The sequence below is a fragment of the Hyphomicrobium sp. 2TAF46 genome (assembly GCF_052114865.1).
Lineage (GTDB): Bacteria > Pseudomonadota > Alphaproteobacteria > Rhizobiales > Hyphomicrobiaceae > Hyphomicrobium_B.
On record NZ_JBFRFO010000004.1, the window covers coordinates 203,611 to 221,872 of the forward strand.

General features: G+C 56.5%; 12 protein-coding genes and 1 pseudogene. 4 read left to right on the forward strand and 9 right to left on the reverse strand.

Going from position 1 to position 18,262, the window contains the following annotated elements; genetic code table 11:
* Positions 1-62: 62 nt before the first annotated feature.
* The gene (locus AB4Z24_RS10520) at positions 63-710 is read left to right on the forward strand and encodes a hypothetical protein (RefSeq protein ID WP_441708113.1); all 648 of its coding nucleotides are present in this window, start codon (positions 63-65) and stop codon (positions 708-710) included.
* Positions 711-1,230: 520 nt separating this feature from the next.
* Here AB4Z24_RS10520 and AB4Z24_RS10525 read toward each other — a convergent pair.
* The gene (locus AB4Z24_RS10525) at positions 1,231-2,997 is read right to left on the reverse strand and encodes a tetratricopeptide repeat protein (RefSeq protein WP_441708115.1); all 1,767 of its coding nucleotides are present in this window, start codon (positions 2,995-2,997) and stop codon (positions 1,231-1,233) included.
* 727 nt (positions 2,998-3,724) lie between these two features.
* Entirely contained in the window at positions 3,725-4,564 is an 840-nt protein-coding gene (locus AB4Z24_RS10530) for a hypothetical protein (RefSeq protein WP_441708117.1), read from the reverse strand.
* A 342-nt stretch (positions 4,565-4,906) separates the two neighbouring features.
* Between AB4Z24_RS10530 and AB4Z24_RS10535 the strand changes: the two genes are divergently transcribed.
* A complete protein-coding gene (locus AB4Z24_RS10535) occupies positions 4,907-5,686 on the forward strand; it encodes a tetratricopeptide repeat protein (protein WP_441708118.1) in 780 nt (259 codons plus the stop codon).
* A 44-nt stretch (positions 5,687-5,730) separates the two neighbouring features.
* Here AB4Z24_RS10535 and AB4Z24_RS10540 read toward each other — a convergent pair whose 3' ends face one another.
* The 3 genes from AB4Z24_RS10540 to AB4Z24_RS10550 are packed head-to-tail and all read right to left on the reverse strand — an operon-like array spanning position 5,731 to position 11,763.
* Positions 5,731-7,263, reverse strand: a complete 1,533-nt coding sequence (locus AB4Z24_RS10540; RefSeq protein WP_441708120.1) for an efflux transporter outer membrane subunit — start codon at positions 7,261-7,263, stop codon at positions 5,731-5,733.
* Positions 7,263-8,576, reverse strand: a complete 1,314-nt coding sequence (locus AB4Z24_RS10545) for an efflux RND transporter periplasmic adaptor subunit (RefSeq protein ID WP_441708284.1) — start codon at positions 8,574-8,576, stop codon at positions 7,263-7,265. Before AB4Z24_RS10545 ends, AB4Z24_RS10540 begins: the two co-directional genes overlap by 1 nt.
* Positions 8,569-11,763, reverse strand: a complete 3,195-nt coding sequence (locus tag AB4Z24_RS10550; RefSeq protein WP_441708122.1) for an efflux RND transporter permease subunit — start codon at positions 11,761-11,763, stop codon at positions 8,569-8,571. The genes AB4Z24_RS10545 and AB4Z24_RS10550 overlap by 8 nt, the downstream gene beginning before the upstream one ends.
* 375 nt (positions 11,764-12,138) lie before the next feature.
* On the opposite strand from AB4Z24_RS10550, the gene AB4Z24_RS10555 reads away from it, so the two are divergent.
* A complete protein-coding gene (locus AB4Z24_RS10555; RefSeq protein ID WP_441708124.1) occupies positions 12,139-13,737 on the forward strand; it encodes an MASE1 domain-containing protein in 1,599 nt (532 codons plus the stop codon).
* A complete protein-coding gene (locus AB4Z24_RS10560; RefSeq protein ID WP_441708126.1) occupies positions 13,734-14,402 on the forward strand; it encodes a response regulator transcription factor in 669 nt (222 codons plus the stop codon). Before AB4Z24_RS10555 ends, AB4Z24_RS10560 begins: the two co-directional genes overlap by 4 nt.
* Positions 14,403-14,710: 308 nt before the next feature.
* Here AB4Z24_RS10560 and AB4Z24_RS10565 read toward each other — a convergent pair whose 3' ends face one another.
* The 4 genes and pseudogenes from AB4Z24_RS10565 to AB4Z24_RS10580 all read right to left on the reverse strand — a co-directional run bounded on the left by AB4Z24_RS10565 (position 14,711) and on the right by AB4Z24_RS10580 (position 18,225).
* On the reverse strand, positions 14,711-14,899 hold the full coding sequence (locus AB4Z24_RS10565; RefSeq protein ID WP_441708128.1) for a hypothetical protein: 189 nt from the start codon (positions 14,897-14,899) through the stop codon (positions 14,711-14,713).
* A 455-nt stretch (positions 14,900-15,354) separates the two neighbouring features.
* Positions 15,355-16,881: a porin gene (locus tag AB4Z24_RS10570; protein ID WP_441708130.1), complete on the reverse strand. Its 1,527-nt coding sequence runs from the start codon at positions 16,879-16,881 to the stop codon at positions 15,355-15,357.
* Between the two features lie 555 nt (positions 16,882-17,436).
* Positions 17,437-17,612: pseudogene (locus tag AB4Z24_RS10575) on the reverse strand (VOC family protein); the annotation flags it as partial.
* Positions 17,602-18,225, reverse strand: a complete 624-nt coding sequence (locus AB4Z24_RS10580) for a TetR/AcrR family transcriptional regulator (RefSeq protein ID WP_441708132.1) — start codon at positions 18,223-18,225, stop codon at positions 17,602-17,604. The gene AB4Z24_RS10580 and the pseudogene AB4Z24_RS10575, both read right to left, overlap by 11 nt.
* Positions 18,226-18,262: the final 37 nt, after the last annotated feature.

Genomic DNA, 18,262 nt, shown 5'->3' on the forward strand with positions numbered 1-18,262 from the left:
CATTATCCCCGCCAGCTTTATCTCCGGAGTTTACAATGTTGCGCTCATTGTTCGCGGGAGTCATGTTCCTCTTTTTAATCTCGTCCGCCGGCGCAGCGGATGACCCTGCCGCCCAGACAAACTCGACTCCGCCAGCGGCCGCAAACATGCAAGACCCGGCCGTCGGCGACCACTGGACCTATCAAGTTACCGACGAGATCAGCGGCAAGCTTACGGCAACGCGAACTGTCCTGATTACCGATTTGTCAAAAAATGACGTCACCATACGCTTTGACATTGTCGGCAACGGACGGTCGGGAGTTATTGTTTACGATCGATCATGGAACATACTCTCGGACGAGGCCTTCCGTTATACACCGAATGACGGAACCGGCGTTCGGCTACCGTTGGCAGTCAATGCCGAGTGGAAGTTCACAAGCAACAGCCAGAATTCAAACACGGGCGTAACGTTTAAGCGGAGTGGCAGCGCCCATGTCATCGGCAAGGAGACGGTGACGACCAAGGTTGGAGCATTCGACACCTTCATCATCGAGTCAAAATTCACAGAGCGGAATAATAGGACTCCCTCGCGCTTCAGCGAAATCACGCAGAAGACATGGTATAGCCCCGAGCTGGATCATTGGGCGAAGCGCAGTTTGATTGTTCGCCAGGGCGGGCATATCATCCGCAACGATACGGTGGAGCTGACGGACTTCGGCCGGAAAAAATAATTCAACGAGTGCAACCTAAGACGTGTGAATCTATGTGTCGTCCCCGAAGGATCTCGGAACCTACCCCGGTGACCTTATCAAGAGCAGCTTAATCGCCTCGAGACATTCGAGAACCTGCTAAACCGGCATGCGTTCGTGCAACTAATTTGACCCCAAGCGGGGGGCTGCCGCAGCTTCGGGGCTTAGACTTGATGAAGGGGTTTTACGCAGCACGCCGCCCGTATGGGGATGTGCTACGCATTCTCAATGGATGCAGTGTCCGTGTTCCTTCAGAGCAGCGTGCGATACCAGCGGCGATATTCCGCAATCATCACCACGGATTCGGCCAGATCGCGCGCTGTGAAAATGTGGCGCGTCATCATTTCGACGCAGGCACAGAACCGCCTGCATCATTGTAATCCTGGTGGCTAACCAGTGTCCTTTAGACAAGGCTTTTTTTCAAATTCCCTCATTTACGCTCGTGCGACGAGGGCTGATGGAAGCTAGTCGGAGACGGTGTCGTGTACTCGGCGGGATGTCTCTACACGCACTTAAGCACCAGCCGTGTAAAGGCATCGCGGATGTTCGGCACGTACCGATGCTTATATGGAAATGCAGCTGCTGGCTCGTTGAGATGCACTAACATGCAAGCGTTGGCCTCAAAGAGCAAAACGGTGCCATCATTCATCAGAGCGCAATCCATCCCGCAATAATCGAGATTCAGTCGACGGGCGGCTTCCTCAACGGCATTTGCGGCCGAAGGGCCAAAGACGGCTCGCCAATCGGCCAGAAACTGTTCCTCTTCTCTCTTCTTCCACTCTGCCCGCGCCATTCCAGCGCGCCAGTAATGTACGAGCCAATCTTCTCCGATCGCAAGATGGTACGGATACACTTGGCGATCTACGAAGATCAGTCGATACTTGCGCCAATAGCCGTCGGATGATCGAAAATCGTAGAACGATGTGAACAAAAGTTGCTCGTGTCGATTGCGAGCTAAGTACTCGTGTTTTTCCGATTCATTGCGCAGCAAGGCCAAGCGCTCACCGCCATGATCACCTATCGGCCGCGCAAGCAGCGGAGCGTCGATGGACAGATCGGCGAGTTCTGCTCGCGTCCTCCTTGAGGTAGCTGGCACGATCAGCGCCGCGATATCACCAAATAGCTCGACGGCATGATCACGGCCTGTTCGAAGAACTTGTTCGGGCGGATTGAGAAGCGGCTTGTTCAATTTTTCACAAACTGCGCGAACCGACAGCAGTTGCCCGTCATCAACATCCGCATCTCCCAAAGCATTAAAAATTACATCTGCACGTTCCAGTACTCCAATATCAACGAAGCCGAGGGGAGCGTCGGGCTGATCGACGGTCAGGAGACTGACCGAGATTGATGAGAAGATTTCTGAGTCGATCAGATAACGAGTCGGCACGTGATTTCCGCCGACGCCGCCAAGTATGAGAACGGTCGCTTTGGATTCCTTTGTAGCGCCGCTCCATTTAACGCCGGCTCGCCGCGCATGATGATTTCGAACACTCTTCGCCTCGTGTGAGCGCTGAGACGAATCTAAAAGGAAAGCCAGTTGTTCGGCGGCTCCGGCGGAGTAATTGTTTTCAACCTCGGCGCGTACAACTGGCTCGGCTAGGTGTAGCTTTCCAGATTTGTCTGCGGCCTTCACCAGATTTTGAAGAATTGACGTACGAGCTTCACTTGGGTCCGGCGAAGCGTTGATCAACGCCGTTAACAGTGCATGCATGGCCTCATCGAATCTCCCGCAATCTAAAAGCGCCATGCCTCGATTGCTGTGAGCCAACTCGTAATTGGGCGCGACTTGAACTGCATGTTCAAACGCTTCGAGCGCCTCCGTCATCCTCCCCAATCGATTCAAAGACACGCCGAGGTCGTTGAAGAGAGGAGCGTGAAGAGGCAGATTTTCGCCGGCGCTGCGAAAGTGGGTTACCGCGGCCTCGTCATCGCCCTGTCGCGCCCTTAGCTGCCCCAACCCTTGCAGGCTTGCCCCGTTGTTTGGATATATTTTCAGATGTTCTTGGAGAACGCTCTCAATTTGGGTGTCGTCTCCCTTATCGAGAAGAATTAAGACTAGCATTTTTAGCGCAAAGACATGCCCGGGATCGAGATCCAGGATGCGGCGACATAAGGCTTCGGCTTCAGATGACAGATTCGCCGCATGATAGATCTGCGCGTGCAAAAACAATTCAGCGAGATTTTCGCAAATCGGAGGGGAGGCCGTCATCAGTGCGATCACTCTCTGTCGACGTGCCAGCGAGCCAAATTCGCTTGCGATAAACTTCACGGGTGAGATCGAGAGTAAGAACGCGGCGGCCGCTTTATGGCCCCCTTGATCATCCGATGAACGGTTAGAAACTGCAGGACTGAGTCAGTTACCTTGAGCTACTGACACAAATTCGCGACGTTTTCGGTCCGTCTCCGAGACGATGAAGCGGGCTGACGTAAGTTTCAAACTCGGCAACCAAGCTTGTGGGGAGCTTGAAATTATCACCAAGACTCCACAGGCATTCGGCCTAATGCAAACGGCTGAGCCCGCAGCTCGCCCTTTTTCGCGACGAATGTCCGCTTCTGGCCCTTAGCCGAAGAACTCGCCATGTCTGTATACCGATGAGCTACGAACGTGCTCGCGACATTCATGTTTTACAATGCGTCACCGCTCATCTTCGCTAGTTAGCAACCGCTCAAACTCAGCCAAAGCACCCAGCATATGGAACTGCAGCCCCGCCGGCGCCGGCCAGTCAGCAACGGGAAGGTATTTGTAGGAATGGAAGTGCGGCCAATCTCTGCCGCGCGAGAAAGATTCGACAGCGCGCCTGGGCGGGCCATGTCAACAATGCTCACTATCGAGGCGACAGCGGAAGTTCTTCGACGGAATTGCGAAAGGAAGAAAAAAGCCCAGCCTTGGTTCAAGCTGGGCCGAAGTTGGGGTCTTTAACGGCCCGACTATAAGCGAATTGCGTTATCTCAGAACGGCTGGCGAGCCCCTCGGTAGATCTACGATATGGACGTCATCAGAACGAGAGCCTTGTCGTGATGATCCAGTTGCTGTCGTAAGTCGGCGTGAGAACGGGCGACGTGGTTTTCGGAGAGACCGCGAACTGATAACCGGCACCGACAATCAAATTACTGTCGTCGCAAACTTTGAATCGGCCGAGGATGAGCCCTGGCGTCAGAAATACCTGATCTTTACCGCTGCGCGCGCCGTCGGCCCAATGGGTATAGTTGACTTCGAACTCCGGCCAGAAGTACTGGCCGATGTGGTACTGGAAGGCGACGTTCGTCACGATCGAGGTTCCAATCTCGCTTTCATGTGAGAGGGGAATTGGAACACCGACTGTCGCCTGGATGTCGAAATCGCCCCATCCCTTGCCCGCTGCGAGTGTCGGCGTCACCACCCAGGCATCATTGGTGAACGGATCGTCGCCCGTAGGTGCTTGAACGCCGAAGAAGGCCGTCACGATATAATCGCCGTCTTGCTTGTTCGCGCTGATGAGACGTTGTTTGATGGTGAATGCAGGCCAATCGCCCCAACCTGAGGCCTGCTTGACGTGCGTCCGTTGATCGTAGGGTGGAAGATTGATCAGGACTTCATTAGTCATCGTCGGGATGAATTCGAAGCCCTTGCCCCCATCGTAGACGTTGAGATGGCCGCCGTTGCCCATTTGCTCGAAAAATTGGTCGGAACGAAACTCCTGTTCGAGCCTCGGCGTCACGGTCGCGAGCGGCGTCATCCAATCGGGCTGCGTAGCTTTGGCGGCGTGCGCGATTTGCTGCCAGCGGGCAAAAAACTCTTGTATGGCGTCAGTCGCATCCTCGTCTGATGTGGCCCTAAGGTAGCTTGGGGCCGGCATGTTCAGGTCCCGTAGTGCGGAACCTGCTAAGTCGCTGGCCGTGGCCGGAGACACGCAAAATGCGACCAAACCAAGTGGCATTCCAAAAGCTTTCGATTTCCCCATAGAGGCCCCCCGATATCTATTTTCATATCGCTATATCGTGAGAGACCGGTCGCCGTCGTATCGGTAGCGCGCCCTCGGGGAATTCTGGTCCGTATTCATACGGACCTATGAAAGTTCAACAGCAGCGGGCAGGAACACAAGCAAACAGGGGATTGCCGGGGCTGTTTCGAGACCAAAGCAGCATCTGATATCGCCGCGACCCTGTCCCGATCGCGGAATTATCGGAGACGATGAGAAATGCGTTTGTTGCGCAAGTCGGCTAGTGTCTTCGCGATGCTAGCCGGAGCATATTTGTCTTCGACCGCATCCTTTGCCGAAAGCGCAAACCCGTGCTCCGATGCACCGACGCCGTCACAGCATATCTTCGCGTGCACGGCGGTAATCGAGAGCGGCACTTCAAATTCCACGAATGTCAAGATCGCCTATATCAATCGCGGACTCGCATATTTCGCGACGAATGACCTTGGGAAGGCGATCTCCGATTTCAGCACTGCGATCGCGCTCTCGCCGCAAGATGCAGACGCCTATGAAGCACGTGCGATCGCGTTTGCTTCGGAGCACGATTACGACAACGCCATAGCGGATAATCGCAAAGCGATATATTTCGACCCGCTTGCCACGCGAGCTTACAACAACCTAGCGAATATCTACAAAGCCAAGGGGGATTTTGACGGCGCAATTGCAAACTATGATCGCGCGGTTGAGATCTCACCCAATGAGCCGCGGTTGTACTTCAATCGCGGGAATAGCTTCAAGGCCGTCGGCCGCTCGAAGGATGCAATCCGCGACTATGATCGCGCGATAGCTCTCGACGGCAATTTCCTGAACGCTTACATCGCGCGCGGAAACACCCGTGCTGTTGCCGGTGACATGCAGAACGCTGAAGCCGATTTCGATCATGTTCTCGAAGTCGATCCCATGAACAATGCAGCTATCGTAAACAAGCTCGCGCTCGATAGGGCACGCGGCGCTCAGCTTCGTTCGCCAAACTCACCGATCGCGACGACCTCAAAATAAATCGCCCCCTTTGCCAAAAGGAAGAGCACAGACGAGCTCGTCCTTCAACGGTCGTGCAAATGTTCGTATGCCGCGAGGACCGCTGGAAGGGCGCGCGGCGCCGGCAAGTCCTGGTCGAACATTTCCCAACCGCCGCCAAGAGCCTTGTAAACTGCAATGAAGGCAATCGCCGCATCGGCCTTCGCCTGGGCGTACTGAAGCTCAAGCTCATCGTCCTGACGTTCGGCATCGAGCACATAGAGTGAATCCGTCACGCCTCGATCGTAACGCTCGGTCGAAAGGTCGACGGCACCTTTGCTTTCCTTCACGGCTTTGGCGAGAGACCTGAGCGTCGCCATCGCGGCCCGATATCGTGACAGCGCCACGTTGACTTCTTCGACGCTCGAGATGATCACGCGCTTATAAGTCAGACATTGCGTGTCGGTCTGCAGCTGTTGGATGTGCACGAGCGAGTCGAGCGCACCGAAATCGAGCAGCGGCCAATAGACCGACGGTCCGACGGAGTAGATGCTCTTGGTCACGACGGGCACGACACCAATGCCTTGTCCTTGAAGGCCGCCGCCAGCCGTGATCTGCACGCGCGGGAATAGATCCGCCACAGCGACGCCGATCCTCGCCGTCTCGACGGCAAGCTGCCGCTCTGCGGCTCGCACATCCGGCCTTCGACGGATCACGTCAACGGGCAAGCCTGTCTTCAGCCGATCCGGAGTTACCGGAATTTTCTTGACGCTCTTAAGCTCCTGGCAAATGCCACCGGAATACGTGCCAAGAAGAACGGCGATGCGTGCGCAGCCGTCGTATTCGTCGGCGGCGAGCGGCGCAAGCTCCGCCTTCAGTGTTGCAAGCTGACGTGACGCGAGCTTCAAATCCAGCTCGTTCGTCAAGCCGCGGTCAAACCGCGTCTTCATCAGTTCGTAAGTTCTCTGCGCGCGCGCCACGTTCTCATTCGAGGCTTTGATCTTGGCCTGAACGCCGCGCGTCTCGATATAGGCTTTGGCGACTTCGGCGACAACAGAGACGAGAACAGCGTGTCGTTGCTCGACTGCGACGTCCGTCGAGTATTGCGCCGCTTCGTAGGCACGCCTGTCTTTGCCGAAAAGGTCGAGCTCCCAGCCGGCGTCAAAACCAGCGACGTGCGTGATCTCTTTAAGACCGGCGGTGTTCGTCGCCGCATTGAGGGGGCCGGCGACACGCCCCTTCGTCGAGTTTGTACCCGTACCGCGACCAGCCGCGGCATTGGCCTCGACGAAGGGCAAAGCGAGACCGCGAACGGCGACTTCATTCGCACGAGCGGCGCGGATGTGGTTTGCGGCTATCTCGATGTCCGGGTTGGCGGCGATCGCACGTTCGATGAGCGATCCGAGTTGAGGATCCTTGAGGAGAGTCCACCACTGAACGATCGCAGGCGACGCGGATTGGACACTCGACTCTGTCGTGCTCTGATCGGCGATGCTGCTGGTCGTAAACATTCCCGGCGCACCGATACGCGGGAGCAGGTAATCCGGCCCAACTGCGCAACCCGATAGCCCCCCGGCCAGGATCGCCAGCAGAAATTTAAGTCCCCCCCGACGCGCCATCAGCTCTGAGCCTTGGGCGTGTCGTTGTGGATCGCGATTTTGTCGCCATCCGAAATTTGGCTATTGATATTGAGCGCCACACGATCTCCGACTTCGATGCCCGACGCGAGTTCGACGTTATCGCCGTCATCGCTTGCAATAGTCACGTTCTTGAAAGTGATCTTTCCATCTTCGACGACGGCAACCTGCGGTCCCTTGGCGCGAAACAGAATTGCCGCGGCCGGAACTTCGATACTCGGCGCTTGCGCCACGTGGAATTCTGTGCAGACGTACATGCCGGGTGAAAGAGCATAGTTCGTGTTCGGCAAGACCACCTCAATGAGCGTGGTCCGGGCGTGTGGATCGACGGAGGCCGACGTTCGCGCAATCTTGCCCTCGTAAGCGCGGTCCGCTCCATCGGCCGTCATGATCTTCACGGTTGACCCGACGAAAAGTCCCTCGGCCACGCCCTGCGGGACTCGCGAAAAGATGCGAATCTTGTCCGTCTGCTGGATGACGAACAGCGGCGACGTGCTCGCCGAGCTTCCCGCGGTTACTAAGTCGCCGGGATCGACGCGACGATCCGTGACAATGCCGTCGAATGGCGCCGTGACGTTCTTATACTGCGTAAGAGTCATCAATCCATCGACCTTCGCCTGGTCGACGGCGACTTGCGCCGTCGCGGCATTGAGTTTGGCGATGCTGCTGTCGTTCGCGGCCTTCTTCTCTTCGCGTTCTTGGTCCGAAACGACGCCTTTCGGCGAATTCCGCCAGCGATCATAGCTGCTGCTCGCAAAGTCGGCATCAGCGCGCCGGACCTTCGCCTCCGCTTTCGCGGCTTCCAATTCGGCGCGCGCAGCAGCCAACTGGGCATCAAGATCAGGCGTCTCGATTGTTGCCAGCAATTGGCCCTTCTTCACCCGGTCTCCGATGTCGACCTTCCAATCGGCAAGATAGCCGTTGACCCGCGAGTAGAGCGTCGTTCGGTACCAAGCGGCCGTATCGCCAGGAAGAAGGAGAGATTTGAATGTTGGGCCCGCATTCGCTGTCGCCACATCAACCAAGGGCAACGTTGAGGCCGCTTTTCGCGTTTCCTGCTCGAGAGTATCAGTCTCACGCGCCCTGATGCGGCTGACTTCGAAGAATGCTGTTGTCAACCCAAACACAATGACGAGCGCAGTCAACATCATCCAGCGCCCGGTCGATTTCGGATACTCTTCCGCCGCCACCGTTGCGAGGCAATCTTTCGATGGAAAATCCGCGGGCGCGAGTGGATCCGCTTCCGAAGCTTCCGATTCAATGACGTTGGCGGACGTTTCGCCTTTTCTAAGCATGCGCAAGGGGCAGCCTCCGGTGTTCGGTTTTCCGAGAAGTGTCGCGGCGCAGAAGCCGGTATAGAGTGGGAACAAAGATCAACGTCGCGACTGTCGCGAGCAAAAGACCGCCGATGACCGCCCGGGCGAGGGGCGCGTTCTGCTCGCCGCCTTCACCAACACCTAGTGCCATCGGAATCATGCCGAGGATCATGGCGCCGGCCGTCATCAGGACAGGCCTCAGGCGCGTATAGCCGGCCTCTATGGCCGCGTGCATCGGATCGACGCCCAGCTCGGCTTGCTGGTTTGCGAAGGTCAAGACGAGGATACCGTTTGCCGTGGTCAGTCCTATGCACATCAAGCTGCCCATAAGGGCCGGAACGCTGACATGCGTGCCAGTAATCAATAGCATCCATACGATGCCGGCGAGCGCGAACGGGACAGCCATAAGAACGATGAGCGGATCGAGCCAGCTTTGGAAGTTGATCACGAGAAGCAGGAAGACGAGGACAATCGCGAGTCCCATGCCTCCAAAAAGCCCCGTGAAGCTCTCGCGCATCGTCTCAATCTGGCCGCTGAGTGTCACCTTGATGCCGCTTGAAGCGTCAGGGCTATCCTTCGAGAGAAGCTTATCAATGGCATCCGCCGCAGAGGCGAGATCGCGGCCCTGGACATCCGCGTCCACATCGAACACTGGCGCGATGTTGAGCTGAGACACGACCATCGGGACTTTCGTCCGCCCGAACTTCGCGACGTTCATCAGCAGCTGGGATTCTTTGCCTCCAGGAGGCGTTACTGGAAGTGTCCACAGGTCTTTCGTCGATTTGACGCGATATGTCGGTGTTTGGACGACGAGCGGATAGCTGACGTTATTGTGCGGGTTCAGCCAGAAGTTCGGGGAGACTTGTGCGCTCGAATTGAGGGTGACAAGCACATCATTTGCAAGCCCGTGTTGCTCGAGATCGAGATCTCGCGCCTTCGTCCGGTCGACATCGACCTTGATGGCCGGCGCATCCGGCACCTGGAAGACGTGAGAATCAACGATGCCAGGCACAGATTTCAAATCGCGCGCAATCTTCGAGGCAAGCGCGAACGTCATATCGGCATCGTGTCCCGAGACGCGAACGTCGATCGGTGCCGGCTGACCGAAATTCAATACCTGATTGACGATGTCGGCCGGTTGAAAAAAGAACTGAAGCTCGGGAAAGAGGCGGGGCAGTTTTCGGCGAAGGTCGGCAATGTGAACGGGCGTGGACGTATGCTTTTCCTTCAATGACACCAAAATCTCGCCGTCCATCGGACCGACCGTCGCGGTATCGCTCAGCGCAATGTTGATGCCGCTATAAGGCAACCCGATGTTGTCAAGAATGACGTCGATCTGATCGTTGCCGACGATCTTGCGTATCGTGTCCTCGACTTCGCTGAAATACTTTTGCGTATCTTCGATCCGGGTTCCGGGTGGCGCGCGAACGTGCAGACGCATTTGCCCCGCGTCGATCTGCGGGAAGAAGTCCATTCCGAGACTTCGCAGCGGAAGCATGGTAACGCCGAGCAGAACGGCAAAGAATGCCGCCGTTGGAAATGGGTGGTTGACGCACCATGAAACAGCATTGCGATATCGTTCGCGGAACGCACTGAAGCCGCGCTCGAAGCCACGATGGATGATGCTAAAAGGATTGAAGCGCGACCCCTTGTTCGTATTGGCGTGACCGCTGCTATGCTTTCCGACCTGTGACCGCATCAGATATTTGAAGAGCACCGGGACGAGGGTGAACGACAGAAGTAGACTGGCAAAAAGCGAGAGGATGACCGACAACGACAGCGGCGAGAACAGGTATTTCGCGGTACCCGTAAGAAGAAAGACGGGGACGAAAACGACACCGATCGATAGCGTCGAAAGAAGCGTCGGAATTCCGACTTCCGATGTTCCGTTCAGTATGGCCTCCTCGAGTTCCTCGCCCAATCCGACGTGCCGCTCGATATTCTCGATTACGACCGTCGCGTTATCGACAAGTATGCCGACCGCCAGCGCGAACCCGCCGAGTGTCATCGTATTAAGTGTCTGTCCCGCGAGGTAGAGCATCAGCAACGCTGCTATGATCGACAGCGGGATCGATGCCAGAATGATGATCGTGAGCCGCCAGTTGCCGAGGAACAAGAGGATCATCAACGCGGTCAGTCCGGCGGCCATTAAGCCACCCATCACAACGCTGTTGAGTGCGGCCTTCACGAAGATCGACTGATCGAAAATCGTCTTGATCGACACGCCATCCGGCATCATGCGTCGCAGATTCGGTAGCGCCGCCTTGACCCCATTGATGACGTCGAGCGTCGATGCCCCGCCCGTTTTTCGTACGAGCATGAGCGCGCCCGGCGCGCCGTTTTGGCTGACCGAGTTCGTTTGTATTTGGTGTCCGTCATGAACATCGGCGATATCGCGAACGAAAATCGTTTTGCCATCGATCTGTTTGATGGGAAAATTCGAAATCGCCGAAATTACCTCGGGCGTATTATTCATCGTCACCGGATAATCCTTGGCACCGACTTTGACGTCGCCTGACGGAACAATGATGTTCTGTTTCGCCAGCGCATCGGAGACGTCGGCCGGCGTCAGTCCACGCGCTTGCAATGCGTTGGGATTGAGATCCACCATGATGACTCGGATTTTGCCACCATATGGATACGGAACCTGGGCACCGTGCACGACCGCCAGGTTAGGCCGTAGCACCTGCTGACCGAGATCGGTCAGACGGGAATCCGGCAAGAACCGGCTCGCGAGGCTTAGCTGGATGACGGAAACGTCAGTTGCGCTGTAACGAACGATAAGTGGCGGCGTGATGTTGCGCGGCATGCTCTTCAGGACCGTCTGCGCGCAACTTGAAAGCTGCGTAATGGCGCGGCTCACGTCCGCGCCTTCGTGAAGGTAGACTTTGATAACGCCAACACCCGTATAGCTGTTTGCTTCGATGCGCTCGATATCATCGACAAGAGACGCCATCTGCCTCTCGTGCTTGATGAGGATACGATCCTGCATTTCTTCCGCGCTCATGCCGCTGTAGGTCCAAACGACGCTGACCACAGGGATGTTGATTTCGGGAAAAATGTCCGTCGGCATGCGCGATACCGCACCGAAGCCGAGCAGGCAAACGAGGATAATGATCGCTACTACCGAATGAGGATGCGTAAGAGAGAAGCGTGGCAGCGACATCAGTTCAACGTTCTCCGGTAACCGCAAGAGCTGCTTCGCGCTCGTTAATCATGCGAGGATCATGCAGAACTGCATGACGCACTCGCTGAAACCTCGGGAATTTATCTCCCGTAAGCGATCGCGTATTCCGCGGATTCTCTTTGGCTTCACCCTTTGATTGCAGCCACGTCATGTTGCACTGCGCGGCGCAAAGCGAGCAGCGACATCCGCATATATCCAAGGCATCATCGTTCAGGAAAATTCCGGCCGTTCGCTTGCGTGGCGCACCGTCCGTGGCTAAGCCTCCGGACACGTACGGAGTGGCGACGCGCTAGGCAGTGTAGGAAAAGTACGATGTCGCAGGTGGTCGTAACAGAAAGAATGCATGCGAATCGTATGGCCCGTATGCAAGCTACCCCGATATGGTTGATCGGCCCTGCGTACATTGTCGCCTACATCGTGCTCGGCTGGTTGAGCATCATTTCGTCCACGCCGTCGTTTGGGATCGTGCCATGGAGCCCAGAGACAGGCCTGACTTTCGCAGCTTTCCTGGTGTTTGGACGCCAGTTCTGGCCGTATCTCCTGCTCGCGGTCGCCGCGTCGAATCTTATTCTGCGCAGCGAACTGCCATCTCTCGTCCAGTTGCTGTCGCCAATCATCGTCGGCGGAGGATATGCCGTGGCGCTTAACTGGATTCAGCAGTCGCGGTGGCAATTCGACATCAAGCTTGCATCGCTTCGTGACGTTCTCGCGCTTGAGGCAATCGCCATCGTAAGCGCGACCCTCGTCGCGTCCGCCTCCGTAATGCTCCTTTCTGCCTCAAGCGTTCTCACCACGGCCGAAATTCCTTACAGTATTTTTAGATACGCAATTGGCGACCTGATCGGCATTTCGATCATCACGCCGTTCATCCTGATCGTCGCGAATGCGGGCGGCATTCCAAAGCCGACCCTCGAAGCGGGTATTCAGGGACTCGCGATCTTAGCGGCTCTCGGTTTAGCTTTCGGGTTTTCCAGCCTTCCCCACTTCCGCCTTTTCAATGTGGTGTTCTTTCCGATCATCTGGGTCGCGCTCAGGCATGGCCTGAAGGGCGCGACTTACGGGCTTCTTGCGACTGAGGTCGGCCTCGTCCTCGCGCTTCTCATTTCAGGCCCGCAGCTCGCAGGCGTGACGACCTACCAGTCCTTGATGCTCGTTCTTGCGTTCACGGGTCTCTCCATCGGCGGCCTCGTGACTGACCGCCGCCGCTTCGAACAGGAGCTGCGGCTTAATCAGGAATCGGTCTCCCAAATTTTCCGGTTGGGAAGTGCCAGCGAAGTCACGACCGCCATCGCTCACGAGATCAACCAGCCGTTGACCGCTATTTCGAACTATACCCGTCTCGTCCAGGAATACTTAGCTAAAGGCGAAGGCGACCGCTCGATCGCGATAGAAGCGGCATCGAAAATGGCAAGCCAAGTCGATCGGACGGCGGCCGTGGTTCGAAACCTTCGCGATTTTATCAGGCTCGGCCGCAGACAGATCGGCGAGCAAAATCCCCATCTGCTCATACGGGAAGCGCTTGATCTTTTGGAGCCCAATCTTCAGCGGACGGGCGCCTCGGTGAAGGTCGCAATTCCTCGTGACATACGCAATGCTGCAGTCGACCGTCTTCAAATCGAGCAGGTCTTGATGAACATCATATCGAACGCGGTCGATGCGATGAGCGACAACGATCCATCGAAAGAGAGATTGATCAATGTCAGCGCCAGCAATATCGACGGCAACCGTATCGAAATCCGAATTAAGGACAGCGGACCCGGATTTCCGTCGGGTTTTGATCTTCGAAAAGCCGGCATCCGCTCTTCGAGCAAAAGGGACGGCCTGGGGGTGGGTCTCTCGCTCAGCCAAACGATCGTCGAAGGACACGGAGGCGAGCTTCTTCTGGAAAACGATGGCAACGGCGCCCTCGTTCGTATTCGGTTGAATTCATTTCCAAGGGGGACAGGGCAGTGACGTTAGCCTCGGCAATCGCGATCATAGATGACGACGAACCGGTTCGAGATTCGTTGTCCCTGATGCTCAGCAATCGCGGATTTGGCGTCTATTCCTTTTCCTCCGTCGAGCAGTTTCTGTGTGCTTTACAGGGCGAACAACTCCCGTCGTGCGTCGTTTGCGATATCCGTATGCCTGGCATGACGGGTCTGGAGCTGCAGAAAGAGCTTGCCAAGAAATGGCCGATGGTCCCCCTTGTGCTGATTACAGGCCATGGCGACATTGCCATGGCTGTTTCCGCTCTCAAGGCAGGCGCGCACGATTTTATCGAGAAGCCTTTCTCTCCCGATCGCTTGATCGAGAGCATTTCTTCGGCAATCGGAGAAGCCGAAAATCAGCGCCATAAGGATCAGGAAACTATCCGTCTTGCGGCGCGCATCAACGAGCTGTCCGATCGACAACGGCAAGTGATGGATATGGCCGTAAAAGGCCTCTCCAACAAAGAAATAGCCCTCGCGCTCAAAATTAGCCCGCGTACCGTTGAAACGTATCGGGCGTGGGTAATGGAAAGAACGGGAGCTCGCAATATTGCCGATCTCGTAAGAATTGCGGTGCGCCTGGAGGAGATGGTCGGTTCACTTAGAGCCAACCGGAATCACCCTCAAGGCGGCACCGAGCGCTATTAGTCTTTGTAAGCTGCGCAGAAGGTTGAAACCCTGATATCGTTGTTGCCGCGGCAGAATTCGTCGGGAGTCACATCATTGGGCGAGGCCGTACGATCGGTCAGACGTTGATGCATTTCTCGGGCGACCCTGGCCGCCTCATGCTCCTGACAACGGGGCGTCGAGACCCAGCCGTTGGCTGTGCGCTCAAAATCTCCGTCGCAGAGCGATCTTGCCTCCGCTGACGTCATGGCCACCGAAGTGGAAAACGCGAGCGCAATCGCGCCTGCACTCAGCATGCGATTCATATCGGTCTCCACGTCGCTTTTGGATCAGTCGTTGTAGCTGGAGCAGTAGGTTTCGGTTTCGATTTCGCCGTTGTGCCAACGGCAAAACTCTTCCGGCGTTTCGTCGCTCTGACGAACCGTGTGGTGCGTGATGTGCGCGTGCTCGGCGTGCGCGACGCGCTCCGCCGCCATGCGCTGACAATATCTCGTGGCAACCCAGCTTCCGTTGACCATCTGGAAGTCTCCGTCACATCGTCCTTGAGCGCTTGCGGCGGTCGCGAATCCTAGCGCGAGAAGTGAAATGGAAGCGGCGACGGGCTTAAACATCGTAATGGTCCCTGTCCGAGGTTGATCGGTTCGATGCTCGCGGACCCAACGACGGGGATACAGGCCAACGTCCTCGTAATTGGATTGGCATCACCGACAAAATTACTTGGTCCGATTACAGAGCGTAATTCCGCTCGGTACCGTCCGCCCATTGACGCAAGCGCAGACACATCCGCAGAAATACCGTGGCAGTCTCCCGGGGGATGAGGTCGCAATTCAATTGCTCTGCCGCGAGCCTTTGAAAAAAAGAAAGGCGCGGCCGGAGCCGCGCCTGGAGTGTGATTGCGAAAGAGAGAGATACTTGCGTGGAATTGCGGCTTGGCGAGACGCTCAGCAAAAGCGTGCCGCTTCAGAGTGCGTCGTTAGAACCGAAAGCGAGCGCCAAAAGCGGGGTTCCAAGTGTTGGTGTAAGTGAAGCCACTGGCCAAGCCATCATCGGCCTGCGAATACGAGACGCCGGCATAAACGTCGAGCCGTTTTGTCCATTGATAGTCCAGCGAGGCGCTAACCCAATCGAACGAGCCGGCGCAGTTCCCGCTTGCAGCGGTCCCTGACTTGCCGTTGCAGTTTGAGGCAGTGGTGCTCGTTCCGGAATTCGTAACAAACGTGTTCTGATCGTAATGATACCAGGCAGCCGCAGCCGTCAGCTTCGGCGTGATCGCCCACTTGCCGCCGAACCAAAATAGATCGAGCTGCTTGTCGGAGAGATACTTATTGTAGTTCACATCTCCCGCAAACAGCTGATAGCCCCCGATTGTGGTCAGGCTATTGAGCTGGCTATCAGGATTGGAGAAATTGATGTGTTCATAGCCACCCATGGCAGTGACGTTGTCGAAACCGAAATGGCCGAAATTATATTTGGCCATGATCGACCAGACGTCGTTATTCGATACAGTGGCGCTCAAGATATCGAGGCTCTGACAGGCCGCAATACTGGTCGCAAGAGCAGCACAGTCGCCGGCCGACAGGTTGCTGGCTGCGATGGCATTATTGAAGTGGGCATAAACCCCGTCGATCGAAAGGCCCTTGAGCGCACCAGGTAGATCGACGCCAAGATTGCCCGAATACGCGTCACCCCCCTGTTCCATGCCTTCGAACCGATACATGCCAGCCACTCGGAATATACCGATGGTGTTCGCATAGCGAAGCGAGTTGTTCCACCGCGCATCCTCGGTGGCGCCGCCGCCGCCGCCAACGGTTCCCGAAAAAGCGAACAGCGAAAATGCATACGAACCGGCCTCCGGGTCATAAGCACCGAGAGCGTCGTTCAATAGGGAGTTGTGACGGCCGTACGTCAACTGGCCGAGGTCGTTGTTTTTGATACCGCCGTAAAGCACTCCATTGAAGATCTGGCCACAACGGCTGCCATCGAGATTTGCGGTCTGCTCAAGAGGAAAAGCGCCGAGGCCGTTGTTCATACGTAGCGTTCTGCAGACGTCGGCAATATCCCCCCAGGCCGGATCGAATCCGATTTGCGCATCAGAGATGAACGACCAGCCAGTCAGAGAGTCGACACCGAAAAGGTCAGAAAGCTTTTCATTCGCCTTCACGCCAACGAACGATTGGCTCATGGCATTGTTGGTAGCGTTGAATTGCGGCCCCCCGCTGATCTTCGAGATTTGATAAAGCGAGCCCTGATAGAGAGAGCCGGTTGGAGTCGCGCCGTGCGAGTTGTAAACGGCGCTGTAGTCGACCGCGCCATAGACGGTAATCCCTGCGACCGTCATGGAGCCAGGCGCTGCCCCATCGAAGAAGTTGGCGATGAGAGGGGCGGGAGAGCCGGGCGAACTATAGGCGCCGTACGCATTGGCCCCACCAAGGTCAGCGGCATTTGCCGAAGCCGCTAAACCACCGAACGCTATGGCACTAACAATGACTGAAAGCCTCACGTGTTACCCCCTATTGCTAAATTTGCCCAAACTCCTTTCCGTTGTTGCAGACGTTGTTTGACAACTGGCCGACCCTTAGCCTCTGTACGAAACCCTCCGTAAAATTACGGATCTTCCAAAATCTGCAGTATTTGATGTTTCTGCTGATGTGATGCGTTGCCGGTTGGCTTCGGAGACCAAGTCTGGCAGATTCCTCTTGTCGGTGACTTCAATCACCGTCTCGACGATGCTCGCATCAGGAATGCCATCCGGTTGTGCCGGTGTAACACCAAGAAGAATTCGAGCCTCAGCAATCCGGGGCTTCCGGAAGAAAGCGCTCATTCTGTGGAGATTTCTTTTGAACGATAGCTGTTAGCGTTGGAGATCATACGCTGATGGGGTCGGCTTCGCTTTCGCGCCGGTGTTATCGCTTCGCAACCGGTCGGCGATGTAAGCGGCGCTCTCGGTGGCGATAAGGAGCGCGCCGTGGATGAGAAAATAGCTTAATCGATTTCCATTCGCGGCGCCTGGTGACTCTGCGACGCCTTCACTGGGCATTACTCTATTGACCAGACTTCAACCGCGCCGCGCCGCTTCTGTTGCGGCGACTTCGATCTTCCGCATGGTCATGGCATCGAACGCGCGCTTTGCTTCGGCTCGGCCAGCAGCCAGCGCATCGGTGAGCACACGCGGCGTGATTTGCCAAGGAGATGCCCCACTACTTTTTCTGGCCACCCAGCCTCAGATGTTTGGCGGTAGCAATCCCCTCAGGAGCAGATCAAGTGCCGCCTCGAAGTGCTGCTCGGCATCGATCGGCTTGCGGTCAGAGAACAGCAGCTTCCAGATGTGAAGCGACAGCGCGGGCCCGAGGAGAAGCTCGGGGAAATTGACGGCCGGTGCGTCGCGGAAGGCTCCGATCGCCGCGCCTCGGCGCAGCCGCTGACCCAACCTCTCGAACATCGGACCGACAAGGTTCCGGTAGTGCTCGTCGACAAGATCGGGAAAGCGTACAGCCTCTGCAATTAGCAGCCGCAACAGCTCGCGGCCACGCCTGTCGTTCGCGCAGACGCGATAAAGCATCGTCAGATCGGCACGAATTGATTGTGCCGTGGGCTCGCCTCGATCCTCGAAGAACGGTTCGATCTGCTCACGCAATGATTTCTCAAGGTCGCGAACGAGGGCTTCGAACACCCGCTCCTTGTTCTCGAAGTACACATAGATCGTTCCCTTCGTAACGCCGGCGCGCGCAGCAATGTCTTCAAGGCGGGTCGCCTCGTAACCGCGCAAAACGAATTCCTCGAAGGCCGCATCGAGTATCTCGCCCGGACGTTCCGCCTTGCGCCGCGCTCTGGCCGTTCCGGTCATTGGTTCCCTTCATGTGTGACAAGCTGGTCAATCTTAT